Origin of the sequence: Sediminimonas sp., from assembly GCF_024637375.1 — a bacterium.
Lineage (GTDB): Bacteria > Pseudomonadota > Alphaproteobacteria > Rhodobacterales > Rhodobacteraceae > Sediminimonas.
In genome coordinates this window covers 50420-72479 of record NZ_JAGXFK010000046.1, presented here as the reverse complement: position 1 = coordinate 72479, position 22060 = coordinate 50420, and the positions used below count along the sequence as shown (strand labels likewise).

The 22060-nt window shown below is 69.8% G+C and carries 17 protein-coding genes; 14 read left to right on the top strand and 3 right to left on the bottom strand.

The features are described from left to right. Positions 1–64 precede the first annotated feature (64 nt). Positions 65–964 (bottom strand): MBL fold metallo-hydrolase, encoded by a 900-nt coding sequence (locus tag Q0L89_RS07390; RefSeq protein ID WP_296763514.1) that lies wholly within the window; start codon positions 962–964, stop codon positions 65–67. Positions 965–1216: 252 nt separating this feature from the next. Between Q0L89_RS07390 and Q0L89_RS07385 the strand changes: the two genes are divergently transcribed. The 10 genes from Q0L89_RS07385 to Q0L89_RS07340 all read left to right on the top strand — a co-directional run bounded on the left by Q0L89_RS07385 (position 1217) and on the right by Q0L89_RS07340 (position 16378). Further along, the gene (locus Q0L89_RS07385; RefSeq protein WP_296763523.1) at positions 1217–2587 is read left to right on the top strand and encodes a YcjX family protein; all 1371 of its coding nucleotides are present in this window, start codon (positions 1217–1219) and stop codon (positions 2585–2587) included. Beyond that, a complete protein-coding gene (locus Q0L89_RS07380) occupies positions 2584–3582 on the top strand; it encodes a YcjF family protein (protein ID WP_296763513.1) in 999 nt (332 codons plus the stop codon). Before Q0L89_RS07385 ends, Q0L89_RS07380 begins: the two co-directional genes overlap by 4 nt. Positions 3583–3603: 21 nt before the next feature. Next, the gene (hrpB, locus tag Q0L89_RS07375; RefSeq protein ID WP_296763512.1) at positions 3604–6057 is read left to right on the top strand and encodes an ATP-dependent helicase HrpB; all 2454 of its coding nucleotides are present in this window, start codon (positions 3604–3606) and stop codon (positions 6055–6057) included. 154 nt (positions 6058–6211) lie between these two features. Then, positions 6212–6691 (top strand): NUDIX hydrolase, encoded by a 480-nt coding sequence (locus Q0L89_RS07370; RefSeq protein ID WP_296763511.1) that lies wholly within the window; start codon positions 6212–6214, stop codon positions 6689–6691. A gap of 64 nt (positions 6692–6755) precedes the next feature. Beyond that, the gene (locus Q0L89_RS07365; RefSeq protein WP_296763510.1) at positions 6756–8237 is read left to right on the top strand and encodes an inorganic phosphate transporter; all 1482 of its coding nucleotides are present in this window, start codon (positions 6756–6758) and stop codon (positions 8235–8237) included. Between the two features lie 148 nt (positions 8238–8385). After that, positions 8386–10206, top strand: coding sequence for an autotransporter assembly complex family protein (locus Q0L89_RS07360; RefSeq protein ID WP_296763509.1), 1821 nt, complete (start codon positions 8386–8388; stop codon positions 10204–10206). Further along, positions 10206–13529: a translocation/assembly module TamB domain-containing protein gene (locus Q0L89_RS07355; RefSeq protein WP_296763508.1), complete on the top strand. Its 3324-nt coding sequence runs from the start codon at positions 10206–10208 to the stop codon at positions 13527–13529. Before Q0L89_RS07360 ends, Q0L89_RS07355 begins: the two co-directional genes overlap by 1 nt. Before the next feature lie 117 nt (positions 13530–13646). Continuing rightward, positions 13647–14627 (top strand): lauroyl acyltransferase, encoded by a 981-nt coding sequence (locus tag Q0L89_RS07350; protein WP_296763507.1) that lies wholly within the window; start codon positions 13647–13649, stop codon positions 14625–14627. Beyond that, positions 14624–15655, top strand: a complete 1032-nt coding sequence (locus Q0L89_RS07345; protein ID WP_296763506.1) for an N-acetylneuraminate synthase family protein — start codon at positions 14624–14626, stop codon at positions 15653–15655. Before Q0L89_RS07350 ends, Q0L89_RS07345 begins: the two co-directional genes overlap by 4 nt. 36 nt (positions 15656–15691) lie before the next feature. After that, on the top strand, positions 15692–16378 hold the full coding sequence (locus tag Q0L89_RS07340; protein WP_296763505.1) for a sulfotransferase family 2 domain-containing protein: 687 nt from the start codon (positions 15692–15694) through the stop codon (positions 16376–16378). Here the strand turns inward: Q0L89_RS07340 and Q0L89_RS07335 are convergent. After that, entirely contained in the window at positions 16366–17097 is a 732-nt protein-coding gene (locus tag Q0L89_RS07335; protein ID WP_296763504.1) for a hypothetical protein, read from the bottom strand. The genes Q0L89_RS07340 and Q0L89_RS07335 overlap by 13 nt on opposite strands. Before the next feature lie 132 nt (positions 17098–17229). On the opposite strand from Q0L89_RS07335, the gene neuC reads away from it, so the two are divergent. Genes neuC through Q0L89_RS07320 form a run of 3 tightly spaced genes read left to right on the top strand, consistent with a single transcriptional unit; the run spans position 17230 to position 20991 of the window. Next, positions 17230–18351, top strand: coding sequence for a UDP-N-acetylglucosamine 2-epimerase (gene neuC / locus Q0L89_RS07330; RefSeq protein WP_296763503.1), 1122 nt, complete (start codon positions 17230–17232; stop codon positions 18349–18351). After that, positions 18344–19648 (top strand): glycosyltransferase N-terminal domain-containing protein, encoded by a 1305-nt coding sequence (locus tag Q0L89_RS07325; RefSeq protein WP_296763502.1) that lies wholly within the window; start codon positions 18344–18346, stop codon positions 19646–19648. Before neuC ends, Q0L89_RS07325 begins: the two co-directional genes overlap by 8 nt. Next, positions 19645–20991, top strand: a complete 1347-nt coding sequence (locus Q0L89_RS07320; protein WP_296763501.1) for a glycosyltransferase N-terminal domain-containing protein — start codon at positions 19645–19647, stop codon at positions 20989–20991. The genes Q0L89_RS07325 and Q0L89_RS07320 overlap by 4 nt, the downstream gene beginning before the upstream one ends. On the opposite strand, the gene Q0L89_RS07315 is transcribed toward Q0L89_RS07320, so the two are convergent. Next, entirely contained in the window at positions 20988–21695 is a 708-nt protein-coding gene (locus Q0L89_RS07315) for an acylneuraminate cytidylyltransferase family protein (RefSeq protein ID WP_296763500.1), read from the bottom strand. The two genes, Q0L89_RS07320 and Q0L89_RS07315, sit on opposite strands and share 4 nt — an antisense overlap. 113 nt (positions 21696–21808) lie before the next feature. On the opposite strand from Q0L89_RS07315, the gene Q0L89_RS07310 reads away from it, so the two are divergent. After that, positions 21809–22057: a sulfurtransferase TusA family protein gene (locus tag Q0L89_RS07310; RefSeq protein ID WP_296763499.1), complete on the top strand. Its 249-nt coding sequence runs from the start codon at positions 21809–21811 to the stop codon at positions 22055–22057. The last annotated feature ends 3 nt before the right edge of the window (positions 22058–22060 follow it).

The window sequence follows — 22060 nt, the reverse complement described above, 5'->3', positions numbered from 1 at the left end:
AGCAAAGGAAAACCGCGGGCAAGTCACCCGCGGCCCTGACGTGTTTTCCGGATCGTGTGGCGGGCTATTCCCACTCCATCTGTTGATAGGTGGTCTGGGCGTTGCGCCCGGCGAGGCTGTCGAATTGCTTGAGGTAAGCCCAGTTCGACTGGTCGATCCCGGGTGCCTCCAGGATGTCGCCGCCCGCGTCGATCAAGGCCCCGATCCGGGTACGCAGGTTGACCAGGTAATCATGGGTATCGGCCCGCGCCCGCGCCAGGTCTGTGGCATGGCCGTGGCCGGGCACGACATGGGCCGGGTCGAATGCCGCCATCGCCTCGAACGCGCCGATCCAGCTACGCACGTTCGACTGCCCGCCGACACCGAGGATGCGTTCGACATAGACGATATCGCCGGTGAACATCACGTCGCGCGCAGGCACCCAGACAAAACTGTCGCCCGGCGTGTGGGCCTGCCCCCGATGCATGATTTCAAAGGTCAGCCCCCCGAGTTCCAGCTTGTAGTCCGTCTCGAAGGTAACATCGGCGTAAGATGGCTCCGTCCCCTCAAGCTTGTCGCCAAGGAAATTCGATAGCGCCGTCATCTGCATCGAGCCGCGATCCCTGTGATCGGCAACCGCCGCCTCGGACGCGATCACGGTCGCGCCCTGCGCCTGCCAGTAACCGTTGCCGAGCCAGCGGTGATCCTGCCCGCCGGTGTCGATGACGTATTCGACGGGTTTGTCGGTGATCGTGTCGATGACAGCGTCGATCATCGCCGCGCCCTTCCACGACCCGCCCGGGTCGATCAGCACGACGCCGGCGTCGGTTTCGACCACGCCGAAGGTGGCGTTGTTGCCAAGGTTCTCTGGGTCGCGCTGTTCCATCGGCCCGACCAGCGCCCAGACGCCGTCGGCCACGTCCTGCACCTCGAGCACATCGGCCAGCAATGGCACTGGCACCACGGCGACCAGAGCCGCCAGCATTGCATGTCTCAAATCATGTCCCCCCTGATCCGCCTGCCCGCCCAAGACCGGGCGTTCGCTCGATCCCGACGATAGCGACGGCGCCTGTGATATGCAAATACATGAATTCAATCGCCGGGCAGCATCCGCCCTGCCCCGCTGGTAAAGCGGCTGCGCAATGTCTATCTCTGCACACGAATGCAGCAGGCGCGGAGGACGCAGGGTTTGAATTTCCTCGACATCGCCGACGATATCTCGCGCCGGATCGAAGGCATGGGCGACGCGGTGACCGGCGCGCTGTTCGAACCGGTGGTCCGGCTGGGCGTCACCGGGCTGTCGCGGGCAGGCAAGACGGTGTTCATCACCTCGCTGGTGGCCAACCTGCTGGATCGTGGCCGCATGCCCGGGCTGCGCGCCGCGGCCGAAGGGCGCATCGTTGCCGCCTACCTGCAACCGCAGCCCGACGATACCGTGCCGCGCTTCGACTTTGAATCGCACCTCGCCGCGATGACCGGCCCGACGCCGCACTGGCCCGAAAGCACGCGCGCGATCTCGCAATTGCGGCTGTCGCTCAGGGTGCGGCCGGCGGGGTTTCTGGCCGGACTGCCGGGGCCGCGCACCGTGCACCTGGACATCGTCGACTACCCCGGCGAATGGCTGATGGACCTGGCGCTACTCGACCAAAGCTACCAGTCCTGGGCGCAGGACACGCTAAGCCGTCTGGACAAGCGCGCCGATGCGCAAGGGTTCATGGAGCGCGCGCGCGCCGCCGACCCCGACGCGCCCCATGACGAGACGCTGGCGCAAGACCTGGCGGGGCGCTTCACTTGCTATCTGGGCCGCGCGCGCGACAGTGGCGCCTACGACTGCATCCCGCCGGGGCGCTTCCTGCTGCCCGGCGACCTGGAGGGCTCGCCGGTGCTGACCTTCGCGCCGCTCCCGGTGGCTTCGCCCTCGCGGCGCGGCACGCTGCATCGCGAAATGGAGCGCCGCTTCGAAAGCTACAAGGCGAAAGTGGTCAAGCCGTTCTTCCGCGATCACCTGTCCCGGATCGACCGGCAGGTGGTGCTGATCGACGCGCTGCAGGCGATCCATGACGGCCCCGCCGCCGTCGAAGACCTGCGCCGCACCATGGCGGATATCCTGACCGTCTTCCGCCCAGGGGCGAACACGGCCCTGGCGCGGCTGCTGCGCGGCCGACGGGTGGATCGCATCCTTTTCGCGGCCACGCGCGCTGACCACCTGCACCACGACCAGCACCCGCGTCTGCGCGCCATCATGCAGGCGCTCACCCGCGACGCACGCGACCGGGCAGAATTCGCCGGCGCCCGAACCGAAGCGATGGCCATCGCCGCCTTGCGCGCCACCGTCGAAGATACCATCGCCCATGACGGCCAGCGCCTGAACTGCGTGCGCGGCGTGTTGCAGGGCGGCACGCGACGCGTTGCGCTCTACCCCGGCGAACTGCCCGAAGACCCGGCGCAACTGCTGTCGCCCGCGCGCTCGGGGGCAGAACGCTGGCTCGACGCGCAATATGACGTGATGCGTTTCGCCCCGGCGCCGCTGTCTCTCAAACCCGGCGACGGGCCGCCCCATATCCGGCTCGACCGCGCCGCCGAATTCCTGATCGGTGACAAGCTATGACCAACGGACCCGTCATTCTGGACCTGGCCGAAGATGGCGACGCCCCCGGCCCCGAAAACGCCCCGCCGGTACCCGACGACGCACCAGGCGCGGCCCCGCAGGGCGCGGCGATGCAGCGCGCCGCCCGGCTGGCGGCGCGGCGGCCCTCGCGTTTGGCCCGCTGGGGCTGGGGGCTCGCGCTGGCCCTTCTGGGCGCGGCGCTGGCGACCGCGGCATGGGATTTCGCCGCTGCAATGATGGACCGCGCGCCGATGCTGGGGTACGCGGTGGCGGCGCTGGCCGCGGCGCTTTTGGCGGTGCTGGTCATAGCGGCGCTGCGCGAGGCGGCGGCCTACCTGCGGCTGGGGCGCATCGACCGGCTGCAGCGGCGGGCACTGGCGGCGCTGGAAGGCGGCGCGCTCGACGAGGCGCGCGCGGTGGTGGACGATCTTGACACGCTATACAGCCGCCGCGCCGATCTTGAGTGGCCGCGCGCACGCCTGGCCGAGCGACGCGGCGACCCGGTCGATGCCGCCGACCTGATGGCGCTGGCCGAGAACGAGGTGATGGCACCGCTTGACCGCGCCGCGCTTTCGCAGGTCGAGACGGCGGCGCGGCAGGTGGCGCTGATCACCGCGCTGGTGCCACTGGCGCTGGCCGACGTGATCGGCGCGCTGAGCGCCAATATTCGCATGATCCGCGCCATCGCCGAAATCTATGGCGGCCGTTCGGGCCTTGTCGGGGGCTGGCGGCTGACTCGCGCGGTCATGGCGCACATGCTGGCCACCGGCGCAGTGGCTATCGGCGACGACATGATCGGCTCGCTGGCCGGCGGCGGGCTGCTGTCCAGGCTCTCGCGCCGCTTCGGCGAGGGGGTGGTGAACGGGGCACTGACCGCGCGCGTCGGCCTCGCGGCGATCGAGGTCTGCCGCCCCCTGCCCTTCGCGGCGCGGCGCCGGCCCTCGGTCTCGGCCACGGTGCGGCGCGCGCTGGCCGGGCTGTTCACCAACGGCTGATCACAGGAAGTGCGCAACCCGATGCAAGACCGCCTGCCCATCGACGACGTCCTGCCCGAACTTGTCGAGGCGCTGACAACACGCCGGCGCGCGGTGCTGCAGGCCGAGCCGGGCGCCGGCAAGACAACGCGCGTGCCGCTGGCGTTGATGGCGGCAGACCACGTCAAAGGCCGCATCCTGATGCTGGAGCCGCGCCGCCTGGCCGCGCGCGCCGCCGCCGAACGGATGGCACAGACCCTGGGCGAACCGGTGGGCCAGCGCGTCGGTTACCGCATGCGCGGGGCTTCGAAAACGTCCGGGCAGACGCGCATCGAGGTGGTGACCGAGGGCATTCTGACCCGCATGATCCAGTCAGACCCGGAACTGACCGGCATCGGCGCGGTGATCTTCGACGAGTTCCACGAACGCTCGTTCAACGCCGATCTGGGGCTGGCGCTGTGCCTCGAACTGGCGGGCGCGCTCCGCGAGGATCTGGTGCTGCTGGTGATGTCGGCCACGCTCGACGCCGCCCCGGTGGCGGCACTTATGGGCGACGCGCCGGTGATCACCGCGCAGGGGCGCACCCACCCGGTCGACATCCGCTGGCGTGATACGCCCCTGCCCAAGGGCGCCCGGCTGGAGGCGGCGACCGCCGATCTGGTCGATCAGGCGGTGACGGAAACCGAGGGCGGCGTGCTGGTCTTCCTGCCCGGCGAGGCGGAAATACGCCGCACGCAAGCCGCGCTTGTCGGCCGCCTGCCCGGGAACTGCACGCTGTGCCCGCTGTTCGGCGCCATGGATTTCGCCGCGCAACGCGCCGCCATCGCGCCCCTGCCGAGCGGCAGAAAGGTGGTGCTGGCCACCGCCATCGCCGAGACATCGCTGACCATCGAGGATATTCGCGTGGTGGTCGATGCCGGGCGCGCGCGGCGGGCGCGGTTCGACCCGGGCGCAGGCATGTCGCGGCTGGTGACCGAGCCCGTCACCCGCGCCGAGGCCGCGCAACGGGCGGGGCGCGCCGGGCGCGTGGCACCCGGGCGCGCCTACCGGATGTGGACCAGGGGCGCCGAGGGCGCGCTGCCCGCCTACCCCCCGGCCGAAATCGAGGCCGCCGACCTGTGCGACCTGGCGCTGGAACTGGCGCTGTGGGGCGCCGCGCCCGACGATCTGCCGTTTCTCACCCCGCCCAACCCCGGCGCGCTGGCGCAGGCGCAGGCGCTGCTGCGGATGCTGGGCGCACTGGATGCAAAGGACCGCATCACCGCGCACGGCCGGGCGCTGGCGGGGCTGCCTCTGCATCCGCGGCTGGCGCACATGCTGGCCTGTGCCGGCACGCAGGCCGCGCCACTGGCCGCGCTGCTGTCGGACCGCGACCCGCTGCCGCGCGGCGCGCCGGTGGACCTGTCGCTCAGGCTGGCGGCGCTGGCTGATCCGAAAGGATACGATGACAGCCACCCGCACCCCGCCAACCGCGCCGCGGTCGAGCGCATCAACGCCGAGGCGCGGCGCCTGCGCGCGCTGGCCAAGGGCGCGCCCGGCACTTCCGCCAGCCCTGCCGAGATGGCCGCGATGGCCTATCCCGACCGCATCGGGCAGCGCCGCAAGGGCAGCGCGCCGCGTTTCGTGCTGTCGGGGGGCAAGGGCGCGGTGCTCGACGAGGCCGACCCGCTGGCGGACAGCCCGTTCATCGTGGTTACCGATACCGACGGCAACCCCCGCGAGGCCCGCATCCGGCAGGCCGTGGCCATCGGGCAGGGCGAAATCAGGGCGTTGTTCGGGGACACCATCGCATGGGTCGCGCTGTGCGAATGGTCGCGCCGCGACCGCCGCGTCGTGGCGCGCCGGCAGGAGCGGCTGGGGGCGATGGTGCTTGATGACCGGGTGTGGAAAGACGCCCCCGCCGACGCCATCGCGCGCGCCATGCTCGATGGCGTGCGCGAACTGGGGCTTTTCCCGTCGGATGCCGCGCGGCGCCTCTTGGCCCGCGTGGCGCTGGTGCGGGCGCGCGGTGCCGACCTGCCGGACATGAGCGACGCGGCGCTGCTGGACACGCTGGAGGACTGGCTGCTACCCTTCCTGGCCGGCGTGCGCTCGGCGCAGGAGTGGAAGGATTTCGACATCCTGTCTGCCCTGCGCGCGATGCTGGATCATCGCCAGATGCAGCTTGTTGACCGCGAGGCGCCGGCGCATTTCACCACGCCACTGGGCCGGCGGATTCCGATCGACTATTCCGGCGAGGCGCCCGAGATCGCGCTGCGCCTGCAAGAGATGTTCGGCCAGACCACGCATCCCACCGTCGCCGGGCAACCGCTGCGGGTGACGCTGCTGTCGCCCGCGGGGCGACCGTTGCAGACAACGATGGACATCCCCGGTTTCTGGGTCACCTCCTACGCGGACGTGCGCAAGGACATGCGCGGGCAGTACCCGCGCCACCCCTGGCCCGACGACCCGACAGAAGCCGATCCGACCCTGCGCACCAAGCGCCGCGGGCGTTGAACGGGCGGCAAAGGCCGGCCCCGGCGGGCGCGGCTTTGCGTTTTTCGGGCGAAAAGTGTATCATCGCCTGCAAAACAAACCAGAATGCGCAGCCAAAACAAACCAAAACGCGCAGCCAGAATGCGCGGAACGAGCAGAAAGCGGCACAGGATTCATGCATGACGGATTGAAACGGGCGTGGGCCGAGGTCGTGCGCCCATTGCTGGTACGCCCGAAGGGCTTTCAGGTGGCGGCGCTGTGCCGGCGCGGCGAGGGCGCGGACAGGCGCATCCTGCTGGTCACCTCGCGCGGCACCGGGCGCTGGATATTGCCCAAGGGCTGGCCCATCGACGGGCTCGATGCCCCGGGCGCCGCGTTGCAGGAAGCCTGGGAAGAGGCCGGCGTGAAGAGTGCCGTCGCCAGCAACGAGGCCATCGGCACCTTCGACTACGAAAAGGTGTTCGACAACGGCGCGCGGGCGATGGTCGAAACCCATGTCTTCGCGCTCGACGTGCTGGAAGTGACCGATGATTTTCCCGAGGCCGATTGCCGGACGCGCCGCTGGGTGCGCCCCGCAGAAGCCGCCGAGATCGTCGACGCGCCCGGCTTGCGTGACTTTTTGTCCACATTGCAACATCCAGCTAACGGATTGTAACGCCCACGCCTTGCGCCGGCCAGCGGGCCACCGTAAGCCCCGGCGCATCGGGCAGGGGGGCGCAATGGCCGGGACACCGCGGCGCAAGGGCTGGAAAACTCTCGACAAGGATCTCGACCGGATATCGCAGGTCGAGTATGCCACCGCGCATGTCGCGCGCCCGCTGGTGGCGCCGGGGGTGGCACTGGTCTTCATGGCGGCGGCCGGGCTGATCGCCGCGGTTTTCCTGGATCAGAGCCCGGGCAACCTGGTGGTCGTGGCGGCAGCGGTGTTCGGCGCCTACATGGCGCTCAACATCGGGGCCAACGATGTCGCCAACAACATGGCGCCCGCCGTCGGGGCCAACGCGCTGAGCATGGGCGGTGCCATCGTGATCGCGGCGGTTTGCGAAAGCGCCGGCGCACTGCTGGCCGGCGGTGACGTGGTCGCGACCATTTCCAAGGGCATCATCGACCCGGCAGGCATCGCCGCGCGAACGACCTTCATCTGGGCGATGATGGCGGCGCTGATGAGCGCCGCACTGTGGATCAACCTCGCCACCTGGATCGGCGCACCGGTCTCGACGACCCATTCGGTGGTGGGCGGCGTGATGGGGGCGGGCATCGCCGCCGCGGGGCTGGCCGCGGTCAATTGGTCGACGATGGCCGCCATTGCCGCGAGCTGGGTGATCTCCCCGGTCCTGGGTGGGGTGATCGCGGCCGCGTTCCTCGCCTTCATCAAGGCCAGGATCATCTACCGCGACGACAAGATCGCAGCCGCACGTCGCTGGGTGCCGGTGCTGGTCGCGGTCATGGCAGGGGCTTTCGCGGCCTACCTGGCGCTCAAGGGGCTCAAGCGGGTCATCCACATAGACGTTGGCACCAGCCTGGCCATCGGGCTGGCAGCGGCGGTGGCCGTCTACATGCTGGCCCGGCCGCTGATCCGGCGCCAGTCGGAGGGGATGGAGAACCGCAACAAGTCGCTCAAGACGCTGTTCAGCCTGCCGCTGATCTTTTCGGCGGCGATGTTGAGCTTCGCCCACGGCGCCAACGACGTGGCCAACGCGGTGGGGCCACTGGCCGCCATCGTCCATGCCGCGCGCGACGGCGCGGCGGCCGGCAACGTGGCCATCCCGGTCTGGGTGATGGTCATCGGAGCGTTCGGCATATCTTTCGGGTTGTTCCTGTTCGGCCCCAAGCTGATCCGCATGGTCGGCAGCCAGATCACCCGGCTCAACCCGATGCGGGCCTATTGCGTCGCCCTCAGCGCCGCGATCACCGTTATCGTCGCAAGCTGGCTGGGATTGCCGGTCAGTTCGACCCATATCGCCGTGGGCGCGGTGTTCGGCGTGGGGTTCTACCGCGAATGGCACAACGAGCGGCGGTTCCGCCGCGACAACGCCCAGCGTGCGCCGAAGATGCGCGTCGCCCCCGAAGAGCGCCGCCGCCGCAAGCTGGTGCGCCGCAGCCATTTCATGACCATCATCGCCGCCTGGCTGGTCACGGTGCCCGCCGCGGCGCTGTTGTCGGGGGGCATTTTCCTGCTGCTACGCATGATCACGGTCTGATATCGCGCCGCGCAAGCAAGCGAAACGTTGCGCGGTTGCGCCACAGAAGACGAATGTCGCTTTCCTCCGGATCGCGCTATCCTTACTCATGGGGTGTGACGAGTCGGCGCGCCCGCGAATGCGTGCGCCGAGAAACAGGGCAACGGGTATGACCGCCGCGTATCGCAAATTCGGCCTCGGTAACCTGGTCCTGCTGCTGGCGCTGGCATGGGCCGGGCCGGGCATGGCGCTGGAACGGTTGCGCCTGTCGCTGGTGGGCGCGACGCCGGAAGAGGGCGCACAACTGGAGCCCGCGCTCAAAGCGACCTCGACGCTTTTTTCCGCGCGCCGGGACGGGCGCACAGACCCGCAAGACCTGATCTCGGCGGCACTGGCCGATTACGCCGGGCTGGTGGAAGTGCTTTACGGCACCGGGCATTACGGCGGCACGGTCTCGATCCGTATCGACGGGCAAGAGGCCGCGCGCATCCCGCCACTGTCGCCGCCGCCGCGCATCGAACAGGTCGACATCACCATAGACCCCGGCCCGCGGTTCCGTTTCGGCGAGGTTCGCATTGCACCGCGCGCACCCGGCTCGGCCCTGCCCGAGGACGCGCGCCGCGGCGAACCCGCGCGCGCCGCGGCCCTGCGCGGGGCCATCCGCCAGGCCGTCGGGGACTGGCGCGCCACCGGGCACGCCAAGACCCGGATCGCCGCGCAACAGGTCACCGCCGACCACCCAAGCGCCCGGCTTTCGGCACGTATCCGGCTGGCCCCGGGGCCGCGCCTGCGCTTTGGACGTCTTGTCGTCACCCCCGGCAGCGCCGTGCGCGCCGAGCGCATCCGGGCCATCGCCGGGCTGCCGGAAGGCACGGTTTTCACGCCCGACGCCGTCGAAACCGCAGCCAAGCGTCTGCGCAGCACCAGTGCGTTCCGGTCGGTCGTCCTGCGCGAGGCGGACGCGCCGCGCGCCGATGATCGGCTCGACATCACCGCGACCGTGGTCGATGAAAAACCCCGTCGCATCGGCGCGGGGGCCGAGTTGTCGTCGCTGGAGGGGCTGCGCCTGTCGAGCTACTGGGTGCATCGCAATCTGATGGGCGGGGCCGAGCGGCTGCGCCTCGAAGGGGTAATCGGCGGGATCGGCGGCGAAAGCGGCGGCGCGGATATCGAGCTTGGCGTGCGCCTGGACAAGCCGGCGATCCTGGGGCCCGATACCGGCCTGTTCCTGCATGCCGATGCCGAGGACCTGCACGAGCCCGAGTATACCACCCGCGAAGTCAGCCTGGGCGGCGGCATAACCCGGCGTTTCAGCGACACGCTGAGCGGCGAGCTTGGCCTCGATGTCAGCTATTCCGAGGTCAACGATGCCCTGGGCCGGCGCAACTTCACCCTGGTCAGCCTGCCCGGCACCCTGTTGTGGGACAGGCGCGACGATACGCTTTCGCCCAAGGCGGGCACCTACCTGTCGCTTGAAGCCGAGCCCTTTGTCCGGGTGAGCGGCGGCAGCGGTGCCGGCGCGCGACTGGTGGCCGACGCCCGCGCCTACCGCGCGTTTGGCGCCCGCGATCGCACCGTGCTGGCCGGGCGCCTTCAGCTTGGCACGGTGGTCGGGCCGGCGCTCGACGACACGCCGCCGAGGATGCAGTTCTATTCCGGCGGCGGCGGCACGGTGCGCGGCCAGCCCTACCAATCGCTGGGCGTCCCGCAGGCCGGCGGAGGACAAACCGGCGGGCGCTCCTTCGCGGGGGTGTCGGCCGAGTTACGCCTCGGGCTGAGCGGCAAGATCGGCGTGGTCGGCTTTGCCGACGCGGGCTATATCGGCGCCGACGGCAGCTTCGCCGGGTCGGGCGACTGGCACGCCGGGGCGGGGCTGGGCCTGCGCTATGACACGCCGGTGGGGCCGCTGCGGCTGGACCTGGCGGCGCCGGTCGAAGGGCGCACCGGCGACGGCATGCAGATCTACATCGGCATCGGGCAGGCGTTCTGATGAGGCAGACACGGTTGATGATACCACGCATGATCGCCTTGGTGCTGGCGGCGCTGCTCGCGGCGATGCCCCTTGCCGCCCGCGCACAGGATGACGCGGCCGATACGGCCGGGCCGCGCGACGGGCGCAGCTTTTTGGAAGGTGTTCTCGAAGATGCCCTGTCGGCACCGGAGCGCCGGGTGCGGGTGATCGGGTTCGAGGGCGCGCTGAGTTCGCACGCCACGGTCGAGACGATCACCTTTTCCGACCCCGAAGGCACATGGCTGACAATAAAGGAAGCCGAGCTGGAATGGAGTCGCACCGCGCTGCTGGGCGGGCGGCTGGACGTGACCGCACTCAGCGCCAAGTCGATCACGCTGACGCGCCCGCCGCTGCCGGCCGCGCCCACACCACCCGATCCGCAGGCGCGCGCGCCCTTTGCGCTGCCCGAGTTGCCGGTTTCGGTAAAGATCGGCGAATTGTCGGCCGACAAGGTCACCCTCGGCAAGGCCGTTCTGGGCCAGCGGGCGGTGGTCGCGCTCAAGGCCGCGCTGTCGCTCGAAGGCGGGACGGGACAGGCCAATCTGTCGCTCAAACGCATCGACGGGCGCGAAGGGGTACTGCGGCTTGACGCTGCCTATTCCAACGACGACCGGGTTCTGTCGCTGGACCTCGATGCGCACGAGGCAGCGAGTGGCATTGCGGCCACCCTGCTGAATATACCCGGCCAGCCCGCGGTGGCGCTCAGCGCCAAGGGCACCGGGCCGATAAGCGACTACACGGCGCAGATCACGCTCGCCACCTCGGGGCAAGAGCGGCTTGCGGGCACCCTCACACTGGGCGGCGACAAGCAGGCGCAGACAGCGACCGACGCGGCCGGCCCGGTTCCACAAGCTTTCGCGCTGGATATCGGCGGCGACATCGCGCCGCTTTTCGCGCCCGACTACCGCGCCTTTTTCGGCCCCGACATCACGCTTCGGGTTGCAGGGGCGCATCATGGCGACGGGGCGTTCACGCTCGACCGGCTGGCGCTGCATGCGCGCGCCATTTCCCTGCGCGGCGCGGGCCGGATCGCCGCCGACGGATGGCCCGAGCGGCTGGCGCTGACCGGACAAATCGCCGCCCCCGATGGCGCGCCCGTGCTGCTGCCGCTGGCGGGGCCGCGCACCACGATCGAGGGCGCGAAGATCTCGCTCGATTTCGATGCCGACAGGAACGACAGACTCGATGCCGAAATCAGCGCGCGAAGCATTGACCGCCCCGACCTGTCGCTGGCCGAAGCCACGCTGACCGCGACCGGTCTGCTGCGCCGTGGGTTGCAGAGCACGCCGGGGCTGGCCGAAGTGGACTTGAAGGCGCGGCTGTCGGGGCTGGCCCCGTCCGATCCGGCACTGGCGCGCGCGCTCGGCCCCGACCTGCGCGCCACGGCGCGGGCGGACTGGTCGCCAGGCTCCCCGCTCAGGCTGACGGGGCTGGCGCTGGCGGGCAGCGACTATGAACTGTCGGGCGACATGACATTGCGCGGCGTCGAAGGAACGGTGGACCTGTCGGCCGACACCGACCTGCGCGCCCAGGCGCAAGACCTGTCGCGTTTCGACGCTCTCGTCGGGCGGCCGTTGCGCGGCCGCGCCGATATCGCGCTGCGCGGCACGATCCAGCCTGTTTCCGGCGGCTTCGACCTGACGCTCGACGGCGAGACGCGCGACATCGCCATCGGTGACGCCACCCTCGACCCGCTGCTACGCGGCACCACCACGTTGTCGGTTGATGCGCTCCGCGATACCGATGGCACGACGCTGGAGGCGCTGGAGATGTCCAACCCGGCGCTGCGCCTCGACGGGCGCGCGCATCTGGGGGCCGCTCGCGGGCAAGCGCAGCTTTCGGCCCGGCTGTCGGACCTGGGGCTGCTGGCCGACGGGTTCCGCGGGCCGGCAAGCGCAACGATCACCGCCGACCACACCGGCGGTCCGTGGTCACTGACGGTCGATGCCACGGGGCCCGGCGGCACGCAGATGCGCGCCGAAGGCACTGCCGCACAGGACGCATCGCGCGCCGATCTGGCAATCACCGGGCAGGCACCGCTGGCGTTGGCCAACGCGCAGATCCGTCCGCGCAGATTATCGGGCACGGCGCGGTTCGACCTGAGGCTTGACGGGGCACCCGGCCTGGCGGCGTTGTCGGGGACAATTTCGACCGAGGGCGCGCGGCTGACCCTGCCCGACCTGCGTCTCGCGCTTGGCCAGATAGATGGGCAAGCACGGCTGGCACAGGGGCGTGCCGACCTGGACGTGACCTCGGCGCTTTCCAGCGGCGGGCGGGTGCGGCTTTCGGGCCCGGTGACTCTGGGGCCACCGTTCGACGCAGACCTCGCACTGGACCTGCGCCGGGCAAAGATCAGCGAGCCGGGGCTTTTCAGGACCACGGCCGACGGCAACCTGACCATACGCGGCCCGCTGGCCGGCGGCGCGCGCATCGGCGGGCAAATCACGCTGGGCGAGGTCGAGATGCGCGTGCCCGAAACCAGCGGTCCCAGCTATGGCGACCTGCCCGGCCTGCGCCATGTGGGCGAACCCGCCGACGTCCATCGCACCCGCGTACGGGCCGGGATCGCCGGCAACGCCGGCGCGTCCCCACGCGCCGCCGGGCCTGCGTACCCGGTCGACCTGCTGATACGGGCCCCGGCGCGCATCTTCGTGCGCGGCCGCGGGATGGATGCCGAACTGGGCGGGCAGATCCGCCTGACCGGCACCACCGCCGATCTGATCCCGCAAGGGCGGTTCAACCTGATACGCGGGCGGCTCGAAATCCTCGGCCGGCGCCTGGAACTGAGCCAGGGGCTGATCAGTCTGCGGGGCGCCTTCGACCCGTTCATCCGTTTCACCGCCCAGAGCCGCGTCGACAGCACCGATGTGCGCATCGGCATCAGCGGCCCGGCATCTTCGCCCGAGCTGGAGCTGACATCCCGCCCCGAATTGCCGCGCGACGAGGTGCTGTCGCTGCTGTTGTTCGGGCGCGGCGTCACCGATATCTCGCCGCTGCAGGCGTTGCGACTGGCCAATGCGCTGCGCACTTTGTCCGGGCAGGGCGGCGCAGGGGTATCCGAACGCCTGCGCAGCGGCGCGGGGCTCGACAACCTCGACCTGACCACCGACGCGAACGGCCAGGCGCAGGCACGGGCGGGCAAGTACATTTCGGAAAATATCTATACCAACGTGGTGGTCGATACCCAGGGCCGCACCGAGATCAATATCAACCTCGATGTCAGTCGGAACATCACCGTGCGCGGGCGTCTCGGGTCAGAGGGCGACACCGGCCTGGGCGTATTCCTGGAGCGCGACTACTGACCGCCCTCCCCCCGCGCGCCCTTTTGGGGAGGGAAATCTCGCGCCCGGTTCTTTCCATCGCGGCGATTTTCGGCAATAGACGGGGCCGGAGCCAAGCCCGGAGACCGACAAGGCAGCATGACCAAGGCCGATACTTCGAAACGCCCCCGGCGCGGACGCAAGCGCAACCGTGGCCCCGTCGGCCGCCGGCTGCGGGCGCTGCGCCACTGGGTCGAGAATGCGCTGATCCGCGCCACGGTGTGGCTGCTGCACCGCATCCCCTATCGCTGGCGCGTACCCTTTGGCGGCTGGGTCTTCGCCCATATCATTGCGCCGGTGGCCGGATATCGCCGCCGCATCCGCGCCAACCTGGAGCTGGTGATGCCGGATCTGGATGAGGCGGAAAAGGCGCGACTGGTGCGCGAGGTGCCGCGCAACATCGGTCGCACGGTGACCGAGCTGTACTCGCCCGACGAATTCCTGGCCATCGCCCGGCGCACACAGATCACCGGCCCCGGCCTTGCGGCGCTGGAACGGGCGCAGCACCACGGGCGCCCGGCGATCCTGGTGTCGGGACATTTCGGCAATTACGATGCGATCCGCGCCGGGCTGCTGCATCGCGGCCACCGCATCGGCGGGCTTTACCGCGCCATGAACAACCGCCGCTTCAACGCGCACTACGTGGCCACGATTTCACGCATCGGCACGCCGCTCTTCGAACGCGGCCGCCGCGGGCTGGCGGAAATGATGCGCTTTCTGCGCGGCGGCGGCACGCTGGCCATCCTGATCGACCAGCGCATGGGCAAGGGCGCGCCGCTGCGGTTCTTCGGGCGCACCGCCTGGACGGCGCTGTCGGCGGCGGACCTGGCGCTGAAATACGACGCGGCGCTGATCCCGTGCTATGCCATCCGTCGCCCCGATGGCATGACCTTCGATGTGGTGCTCGAGGCGCCGCTGCCCCACAGCGACGCCGAGACGATGACACAGGCGCTCAACGACAGCCTCGAGGCACAGGTGCGCGCCCACATGGATCAATGGTTCTGGTTGCACAAACGCTGGAAACTGCCCAAGCGCGCCCGCGGCCGCGACGTCACCACCAAGAAGGAGCAGACGCCATGAAGATTGCTCATCGCGACATCGGCCCCGGTCACCCGCCACTGGTCATCGCCGAGATCGGCATCAACCATGGCGGCGACCTGGCGGTGGCCAAGCGGATGGTCAGCCTCGCCGCCGCGGCGGGCTGCGAATGCGTCAAGCACCAGACCCATGTCGTCGAGGACGAGATGACCGAGGAGGCCAAGGCGATATTCCCGCCCAATGCCGATGTCTCGATCTGGGAGGTCATGGCACGCTGCGCGCTCTCAGGCCCGGACGAGGCGGCACTCAAGGCGCACGCCGAATCGCTGGGGCTGATCTACATCTCGACGCCGTTCTCGCGCGCCGCCGCCGACCGGCTCGAGGCGCTGGACGTGCCGGCGTTCAAGATCGGCTCGGGCGAGGCCGACAACCTGCCGCTGATCCGCCATATCGCCGCCAAGGGGCGGCCCGTGATCATGTCCACCGGCATGCAGAGCATCGACAGCCTGCGCGCCAGCGTCGCCATTCTCGATGCCGCGGGCATCGAGTACGCGCTGCTGGAATGCACCAACCTCTACCCCAGCCCGCCGGAAATCGTGTCGCTCAAGGGTGTGACCGACCTGCGCGCGGCATTCCCGAACGCGGTGGTGGGGTTTTCCGACCACTCCATCGGCCCGGAAATGGCGCTGGCCAGCGTCGCGCTTGGCGCTTGCGTGCTGGAGCGGCACTTCACCGACACACGCTACCGCGCCGGGCCCGACATAAGCTGTTCGATGGACCCCGCCGAACTGCGCCTGATGGTCGACCGCGCGCGCGAAATCTGGATCGCGGCGAATAACGACAAGCAACGCACCGGCCCCGAGGAAGACGTCTACCGCTTCGCCCGCGCCTCCGTGGTGGCCGAGGCCGACCTGCCCGCCGGCCACGTCATCACCGAGGCCGATATCTGGGCCCGCCGCCCCGGATCGGGCGAAATACCGGGGTTCGAGTTCGACAAGGTCGTGGGCCGCCGCCTTACGCGCGCGGTGACTCGCAACCAGCAACTGAAGTGGTCCGATCTGTCGGATTGACGCCCCCCACACGCGCCCAGCCCGGAAAGGCCCGACATGATCCTGTCGACCAGCCACAATTTCATCTTCGTGCATGTGCCCAAGACCGCCGGCACCGCGCTGATGACGGCGCTTGCGCCGTTTTCGGCCAACCCGCAACGCACGCTGTGGCGGTCGGTCATGCGCCGGCTACCCGTGCGCGAGGCGCCGGGCCGCGCCTACCTGCGCAAGCACGACCCGGCCGCGCGGATCATCGCCAAGCTGGGGCGCGAGGTCTATGACGGCTTCCACAGCTTTACCGTGGTGCGCAACCCGTTCGATCACGCGGTGTCGCATTTCGAGTTCATGAAGGAATTCCGAATTCCCAGCGTCGCCGACAAGATCGCCGCGATGAGCTTCGAGCAATACCTCGACTACCGCGCCCGGCGCCCGTTCTGGAACGACACCTTCTTCGCACGCCAGCCGGATCAGAGCTGGTTCCTGCTCGATGCGCGCGGCCGCATCGCGGTGAACCGGATCATGCGGTTCGAAACGCTGAGCAAGGATTTCGCCACGCTCAAGGCCGACCTGGGGCTGGACGGCGCCGAGTTGCGCCACATCAACCGCACCAGGGCCAAATCGGACAAACGCCCGTTCCAAAGCTATTACGACGCCACCACGCTGGATATGGTGCGCAGCATCTACGCCCGCGATTTCGACCTGCTGGGATATGCGCGCGAGTTGCCGCCGGTTCAGGCCGGGTAACCGAACATCTCGAAGGTGCGGCGGTATTTCTCGTAGCAGCGCGCCTTGTGCGCATCGCCGAGCGTCTCGCGCGCCGGGCGGCGGTCGCCGCGCACCTTGTGCTTGGTGAAGGGCAGGTTGCCCACCAGATCCAGATCGAAGCGCCGTTCCAGGTCGGCCAGGTCCTCGCGCAGGGTCTCGTAGCGCAGCACGATGTCGGGCCGGCGCGGGCCGAACAGGTAGGCATCGTTGATCGGCGCCATCTCCAGCACCCGTTCCAGCATCTCGTCAAAGGGCGCGCTCCGGCCCCTGGACAGGTGCCAGGCATAGGACACAAGCTGCTCGTAAGGGTCGCGGACCACCGTCACCATGGTCACGCCGTCAAGAAACCTGCGCGGGGCCCGCCGGGCGATCGTTGCCGGGGTGATGTGGTTGTAGTAACGCGCCTGCCACTTGGAATAGAGCTTGCCGCGCCGCAGCCCGAACACCCGCGGCGGTATCTCGCCGGTCTCAAGGTAATGGTCGAACTTGCGACGATAGGCCGTCTCCGTCCCCTTGAGCCACGCCCAGTTGACCGGGAAACGCCCACCGGCGTTGTGGCGCACCGCCTCGTCGCCGGGAATGAGCGGCGTGACGATGTCACCCGCCCCGGCATTGCATGACAGCGCGATTTCCACGCTGGTGCCGGCCACCTTCTTGGGCTTGACGAACAACAGCTTGCGCTCGGCGAGGTAAATCATGGCCACGGCCCTCCTGGCCGCGTCTGTTACACAGCCCGGCGCGCGGGCGCAATGCAGCGCCGCGCGTCCTGGTGCGCCGCGCCCTGCTGCCCCGGTGCTTGCCGGAGGGGCATTTTTGCGCGATGAGAGGCCATGAGCAGACGCATCCTCTTCGTCACCGGCGCGCGGGCCGATTTCGGCAAGCTGGAGCCGCTCGCCGCGCGGGCGCGCGATGCGGGTTATGACGTGACCTTCTTCGTCACCGGCATGCACATGCTGGAACGCTACGGGCTGACCAAGCTCGAGGTCCACCGCATGGCCGGCGTGGCCGTGCACGAATTTCTCAACCAGCGTATCGAGGACGCGCAGGATACCGTGCTGGCCAAGACGGTGCTGGGCTTTTCGGATTACGTGGCCGAACATCGCCCCGACCTGGTGGTCGTGCATGGCGACCGGGTCGAGGCGCTGGCCTGCGCACTGGTCTGCGCCACCAACTACATCCGCTGCGCCCATGTCGAGGGCGGCGAGGTGTCGGGCACCATCGACGAGATGTTCCGCCACTGCAACACCAAGCTGGCCAGCCACCATTTCGTCAGTTCCGAACGCGCCGCGCGCCGGGTCATGGCACTTGGCGAGGCGCGCGCGGCGATCCATGTCATCGGCTCGCCCGAGCTGGATTTCCACGCCGGGCCTTCGGGGGTGACAATGAAAGAGGTGCGCGCGCGCTACGAAATCCCCTTCGACGACTACGGCATCTGCACCTTCCACCCCGTCACCTCGGAACAAGGCACCATGGGCGCGCAGGCGGCGGCGTTTTTTGCCGCGCTCGAACGCTCGGGCCGCGATTTCGTGGTCATCCTGCCCAACAACGACCCCGGCGCCGAGGCGATCCTGGATGTCATCCGCGCCCTGCCGTCAGGGCGGTTCCGGGTGCTGCCGTCGATGCGCTTCGCGCATTTCTCCGAACTGATGAAGAACGCCGCCTGCGTCGTCGGCAATTCCTCGGCCGGGGTGCGCGAGGCGCCGTTCCTGGGCGTGCCCAGCCTCGACATCGGCACGCGCCAGACCAACCGCGCGACAAGCGGCTCGATCCACGCCTGCGCGGCCGATGACGCGGACGCCATCGCCGCCTTCCTGGCGCGCGAATGGGGCCGGCGCCACCCGCCCGACGCGGGCTTTGGCGAGGGCCGCGCCGCCGACCGCTTCGTCGAAGTGCTGGACGACCCGGCCTTCTGGGCGCGTGGGCTGCAGAAAGAGTTCCACGACCTTGACTGAGCACCCCCGCCCCGCGCGCGCGCCGGGCCCGGCGCTGGCCGCCTATCTGGGGCTGAGCGCGCTGGCCCTGCCGCCGCTTGCCCCGCTGGTGTTGCGCCGACGACTGGCGCGCGGCAAGGAACTGCCCGATCGCTGGCGCGAGAAGCTGGGGCATGCGTCGGCGCCGCGCCCGGAGGGGCCGCTGGTATGGATGCACGCCGTGGGCCTGGGCGAGGTGCTGGCGCTGCGCGCGCTGGTCGCCCGCCTGCGCGCCCGGCGCCCGGATGTACAGGTTCTCATCACCTCGACCACCCGCGCCTCGGCCGAGGTTCTGGCCGCCAACATGCCGCCCGGCTGTCGCCACCAGTTCCTGCCGCTCGACACGCCCGGCGCGGCGCGGCGGTTCCTCGATCACTGGCACCCCGACCTGTGCGTCTGGGCCGAGCAGGACCTGTGGCCGGGGCTGACCTGGCGCGCGGCGCGGCGCGGCATCCCGCTGGCAATGGTGGGGGCACGGATGAACGCGCGCGCCTACCGGGCACGGGCACGGGCGGCATGGCTTTACCGCGATCTTTACAAGCGCTTCGCGCTGATTTCGGCGCAGGACGAGCGCACCGCCGCGCATCTTGCCCGGTTGGGTGCCGGAAATGTGCAGGTGGACGGCTCGTTCAAACCCGCGGCGCCGCCGTTGGCGGCGGACGCGGGCGCGCTCGATGCTTTGCGCCGCGCGATCGGCGGCCGTCCCGTCTGGCTGGCCGCCTCGACCCATCCCCCCGACGAGCCACTGGCGCTGACCGCACAGCGCGCGCGGTTGGGCCAGGACCCCGCCGCGCTGTTGATCGTGGCGCCGCGCGACCCGGCCCGCGGCGCCGACATCGCCCGCATCTGCACCGACGCGGGAATGGTCGCGCAACAGCGCAGCGCGAACTCCATCCCCGACGCGGGGGCGCAGGTCTACATCGCCGACACGTTCGGCGAGATGGGCCTGTGGTACCGGCTGGCACCGGCGGCGTTCATCGGCGGCACCACCAGCCCGGTCGAGGGTCACAACCCGTGGGAGGCCGCGCAGCTTGGCGCGGCCATCCTGCACGGCCCGCACGTGGCCAATTTCGCCGCCGATTTCGCCGCATTGCACGCAGCGGACGCGGCGCAGGAAGTCACCGACGCCCCGGCGCTCGCCGCCGCGCTCGGGGCCCCCGAAACCGCCACCATGGCCGGGCGGGCGCAGGCGCTTGTCGCGCGCGGCGTGGACCGCATCGACGATCTGTGCGATCAGCTCGCGCAGCTTGTCCCGTCCCTACCCGAGCCGCGCCGATGACCCCGCCGCCCTTCCCCTCGCCCCGCCTGCGCCGCGCCCTGATGGCCTACCGCGTGTTCTGGGTGCTGGGCCTGCCGCTGGTGCTGGGCTACCTGCTGTGGCGCGCGCGGCGCGACCGGCTATATGCCGCGCATCTGGGTCAGCGCTTCGGCCTGCACCGCCGCCGCAACGCACCGCACGTCTGGATTCACGCCGTGTCGCTGGGCGAGCTGCGCTCGGCGGTGCCGCTGATCCGGGCGCTGCTGGCACGCGGTGAACGGGTGGTGACCACCCACTTCACACCCGCCGGCCTGCGCGAGGCGCGCCGCGTCTTTGGCCCCGAGATCGAAATTGGCACGCTGAGCGCCTGCTACGTGCCTTTCGACGATCCGCGCCCCTACCGCCGCTTCTTCCGCGCCTTCCGGCCGAAATACGGGCTGGTGATGGAAATCGAGTTCTGGCCCGGCATGATCATTGCGGCGCGGCGCGCGGGCGTTCCTCTGATGCTGTGCAACGGCCAGTATCCGACCCGCACGTTCGAGCGTGACCGGACGAAACACCCGCTGCGCGGCGAACTGGTGCGCGGCTTTGCCGGGGTGATGGTGAAATCCGAATTGCAGGCGGCGCGGTTTCGGGAACTCGGCCAGCACAACGTCGCCATCACCGGCGAGATGCGGTTCGAGCAGTCGATCCCGCCGGAGCAGACTGCCGCCGCCCCGCATGTGCGCCAATGGCTGGGCGCCGCGGCGCGGCCCGTCATTACCATCGCCAGCGCGATCGAGGGCGAAGACGCGCTTTACGCCCGCACCATCGCCGACACCCTCGCCGCGCATGACGCGGCCGGCGCGGCGCGGCCCTTTTTCGTCTATGTCCCGCGGGCGCCGGAACGCTTCGACACCGTCGCGGATATCCTGTCGGATGCCGGGCTGCGGCTGGCCCGGCGCAGCGCCGTACTTGGCCCCGACCTGGCCCCGGCGGGCACGGCGCCGGAGGTCGACCTGCTGCTGGGCGATTCGATGGGCGAGATGTATTTCTACCTCGCCATGGCCGACCAGGTGATCGTCGGCGGCGGCTTTCACCCCAAGGGCGCGCATAACGTGTCCGAGGCGCTGGCGCTGTGCAAGCCGGTGCTGGTCGGCCCGCATGTCTGGACGATCGAGTACCCTGCTCGGGAGGCCATCGCCGCCGGGGTTCTCAAGTCGCTGGAGGATGGCGACGCGCTCACCCGCGCGCTGGCCCCCGGCGCTGTCTGGGATGTCCCACCAGAGCGGATCGAACGGTTCTTCCGCGCCCATTCCGGCGCCGTCGACAAAACGCTCGCGGCGGTTCCGCGGCTGATCGCCGCGCAGCAGGGCGCGCGCTAGCGCTGCCCCAGCCGGATCTGGCGCTGGAACAGAAACTCGACGATTTCCCAGTCCAGCGGCGAATCCACGTCCAGGCCCCGTTCATTGGGCACGACATAGGGAATCACCCGCCCGTCATAGAGCCCCCGCGCGCGGCGCAGGTAATCGGGCGCCAGCACGTAGACCACGCCGACATGGTCATACACCACCGGCGCCTGCTGGCGCGCCACCACCGCACCGGGCAGCGGCTTGGAGATGTGCAACGCGCCGGTCTCGTCGGGCTCGACCATGTTGAAATAGGGGTTCTTGCGGGATTCGCAGCACGACATCACCATGTCCGGCGCCTGCGCCGCGAACAGGTCCAGCGCGCCTTCGACATCCTGCGGCAGGCGCAGCGGCGCGGTGCAATCCAGATCGACAAAGGCGCGCGGGCCCGCGTCGGTGCGTGCCTCGACCTGCGCCAGCGCGTGCTGCCACACATCCCACTTCGCGGCGGTGTCGGTGGCCAGATGCGCAGGCCGCAGACCGATGTCCAGCGCGCCCCGCGCCACGGCGTGGGCGTGGATTTCCGGGTCGTCCGTGGACACGACGACCAGATCGATGCGCGCACAGCCAAAAAGCTGGTCCAGCGCCCAGTCGATCAGCGGCTTTCCGGCCAGATCGCGAAAGTTCTTGCCGGGAACGCCCTTGGACCCCTTGCGCGCCCCGATATGCCCGATGATCATGCCGTCTTTCCTCTTGGCCGTCGCTTGCGGTTATCGGCCAACGCGACCGGCGCCGCAAGAGACCACGCGCGAAACCGGTTTGCGGCGGCCCCGCCGCGATCTATACCGCGCCCATGACGTGGGATGACGAGGTCGATGCGCGCGGGCTGCTGTGCCCGCTGCCGGTGCTCAGGGCGCGCAAGCGCTTGCTGGCCATGACGCCCGGCGCGGTGCTGCGCCTTGTCGCCACCGATCCGGCCGCGGTGGTGGACGTGCCGCATTTCTGCGCCGAGGCCGGGCACACGCTGCTTGACAGCGCCACGACCGACACCGCGCCAACCGCGCCCGAACATGTGTTCGTGATCCGCCGCGGCCCCGGCTGAGGC

Coding starts and splice junctions, on each gene's coding strand:
- Q0L89_RS07390 (WP_296763514.1), bottom strand. CDS start 964: ATGCTGGCGGCTCTGGTCGCCGTGGTGCCAGTGCCATTGCTGGCCGAT.
- Q0L89_RS07385 (WP_296763523.1), top strand. CDS start 1,217: ATGGGCGACGCGGTGACCGGCGCGCTGTTCGAACCGGTGGTCCGGCTG.
- Q0L89_RS07380 (WP_296763513.1), top strand. CDS start 2,584: ATGACCAACGGACCCGTCATTCTGGACCTGGCCGAAGATGGCGACGCC.
- hrpB (WP_296763512.1), top strand. CDS start 3,604: ATGCAAGACCGCCTGCCCATCGACGACGTCCTGCCCGAACTTGTCGAG.
- Q0L89_RS07370 (WP_296763511.1), top strand. CDS start 6,212: ATGCATGACGGATTGAAACGGGCGTGGGCCGAGGTCGTGCGCCCATTG.
- Q0L89_RS07365 (WP_296763510.1), top strand. CDS start 6,756: ATGGCCGGGACACCGCGGCGCAAGGGCTGGAAAACTCTCGACAAGGAT.
- Q0L89_RS07360 (WP_296763509.1), top strand. CDS start 8,386: ATGACCGCCGCGTATCGCAAATTCGGCCTCGGTAACCTGGTCCTGCTG.
- Q0L89_RS07355 (WP_296763508.1), top strand. CDS start 10,206: ATGAGGCAGACACGGTTGATGATACCACGCATGATCGCCTTGGTGCTG.
- Q0L89_RS07350 (WP_296763507.1), top strand. CDS start 13,647: ATGACCAAGGCCGATACTTCGAAACGCCCCCGGCGCGGACGCAAGCGC.
- Q0L89_RS07345 (WP_296763506.1), top strand. CDS start 14,624: ATGAAGATTGCTCATCGCGACATCGGCCCCGGTCACCCGCCACTGGTC.
- Q0L89_RS07340 (WP_296763505.1), top strand. CDS start 15,692: ATGATCCTGTCGACCAGCCACAATTTCATCTTCGTGCATGTGCCCAAG.
- Q0L89_RS07335 (WP_296763504.1), bottom strand. CDS start 17,097: ATGATTTACCTCGCCGAGCGCAAGCTGTTGTTCGTCAAGCCCAAGAAG.
- neuC (WP_296763503.1), top strand. CDS start 17,230: ATGAGCAGACGCATCCTCTTCGTCACCGGCGCGCGGGCCGATTTCGGC.
- Q0L89_RS07320 (WP_296763501.1), top strand. CDS start 19,645: ATGACCCCGCCGCCCTTCCCCTCGCCCCGCCTGCGCCGCGCCCTGATG.
- Q0L89_RS07315 (WP_296763500.1), bottom strand. CDS start 21,695: ATGATCATCGGGCATATCGGGGCGCGCAAGGGGTCCAAGGGCGTTCCC.
- Q0L89_RS07310 (WP_296763499.1), top strand. CDS start 21,809: ATGACGTGGGATGACGAGGTCGATGCGCGCGGGCTGCTGTGCCCGCTG.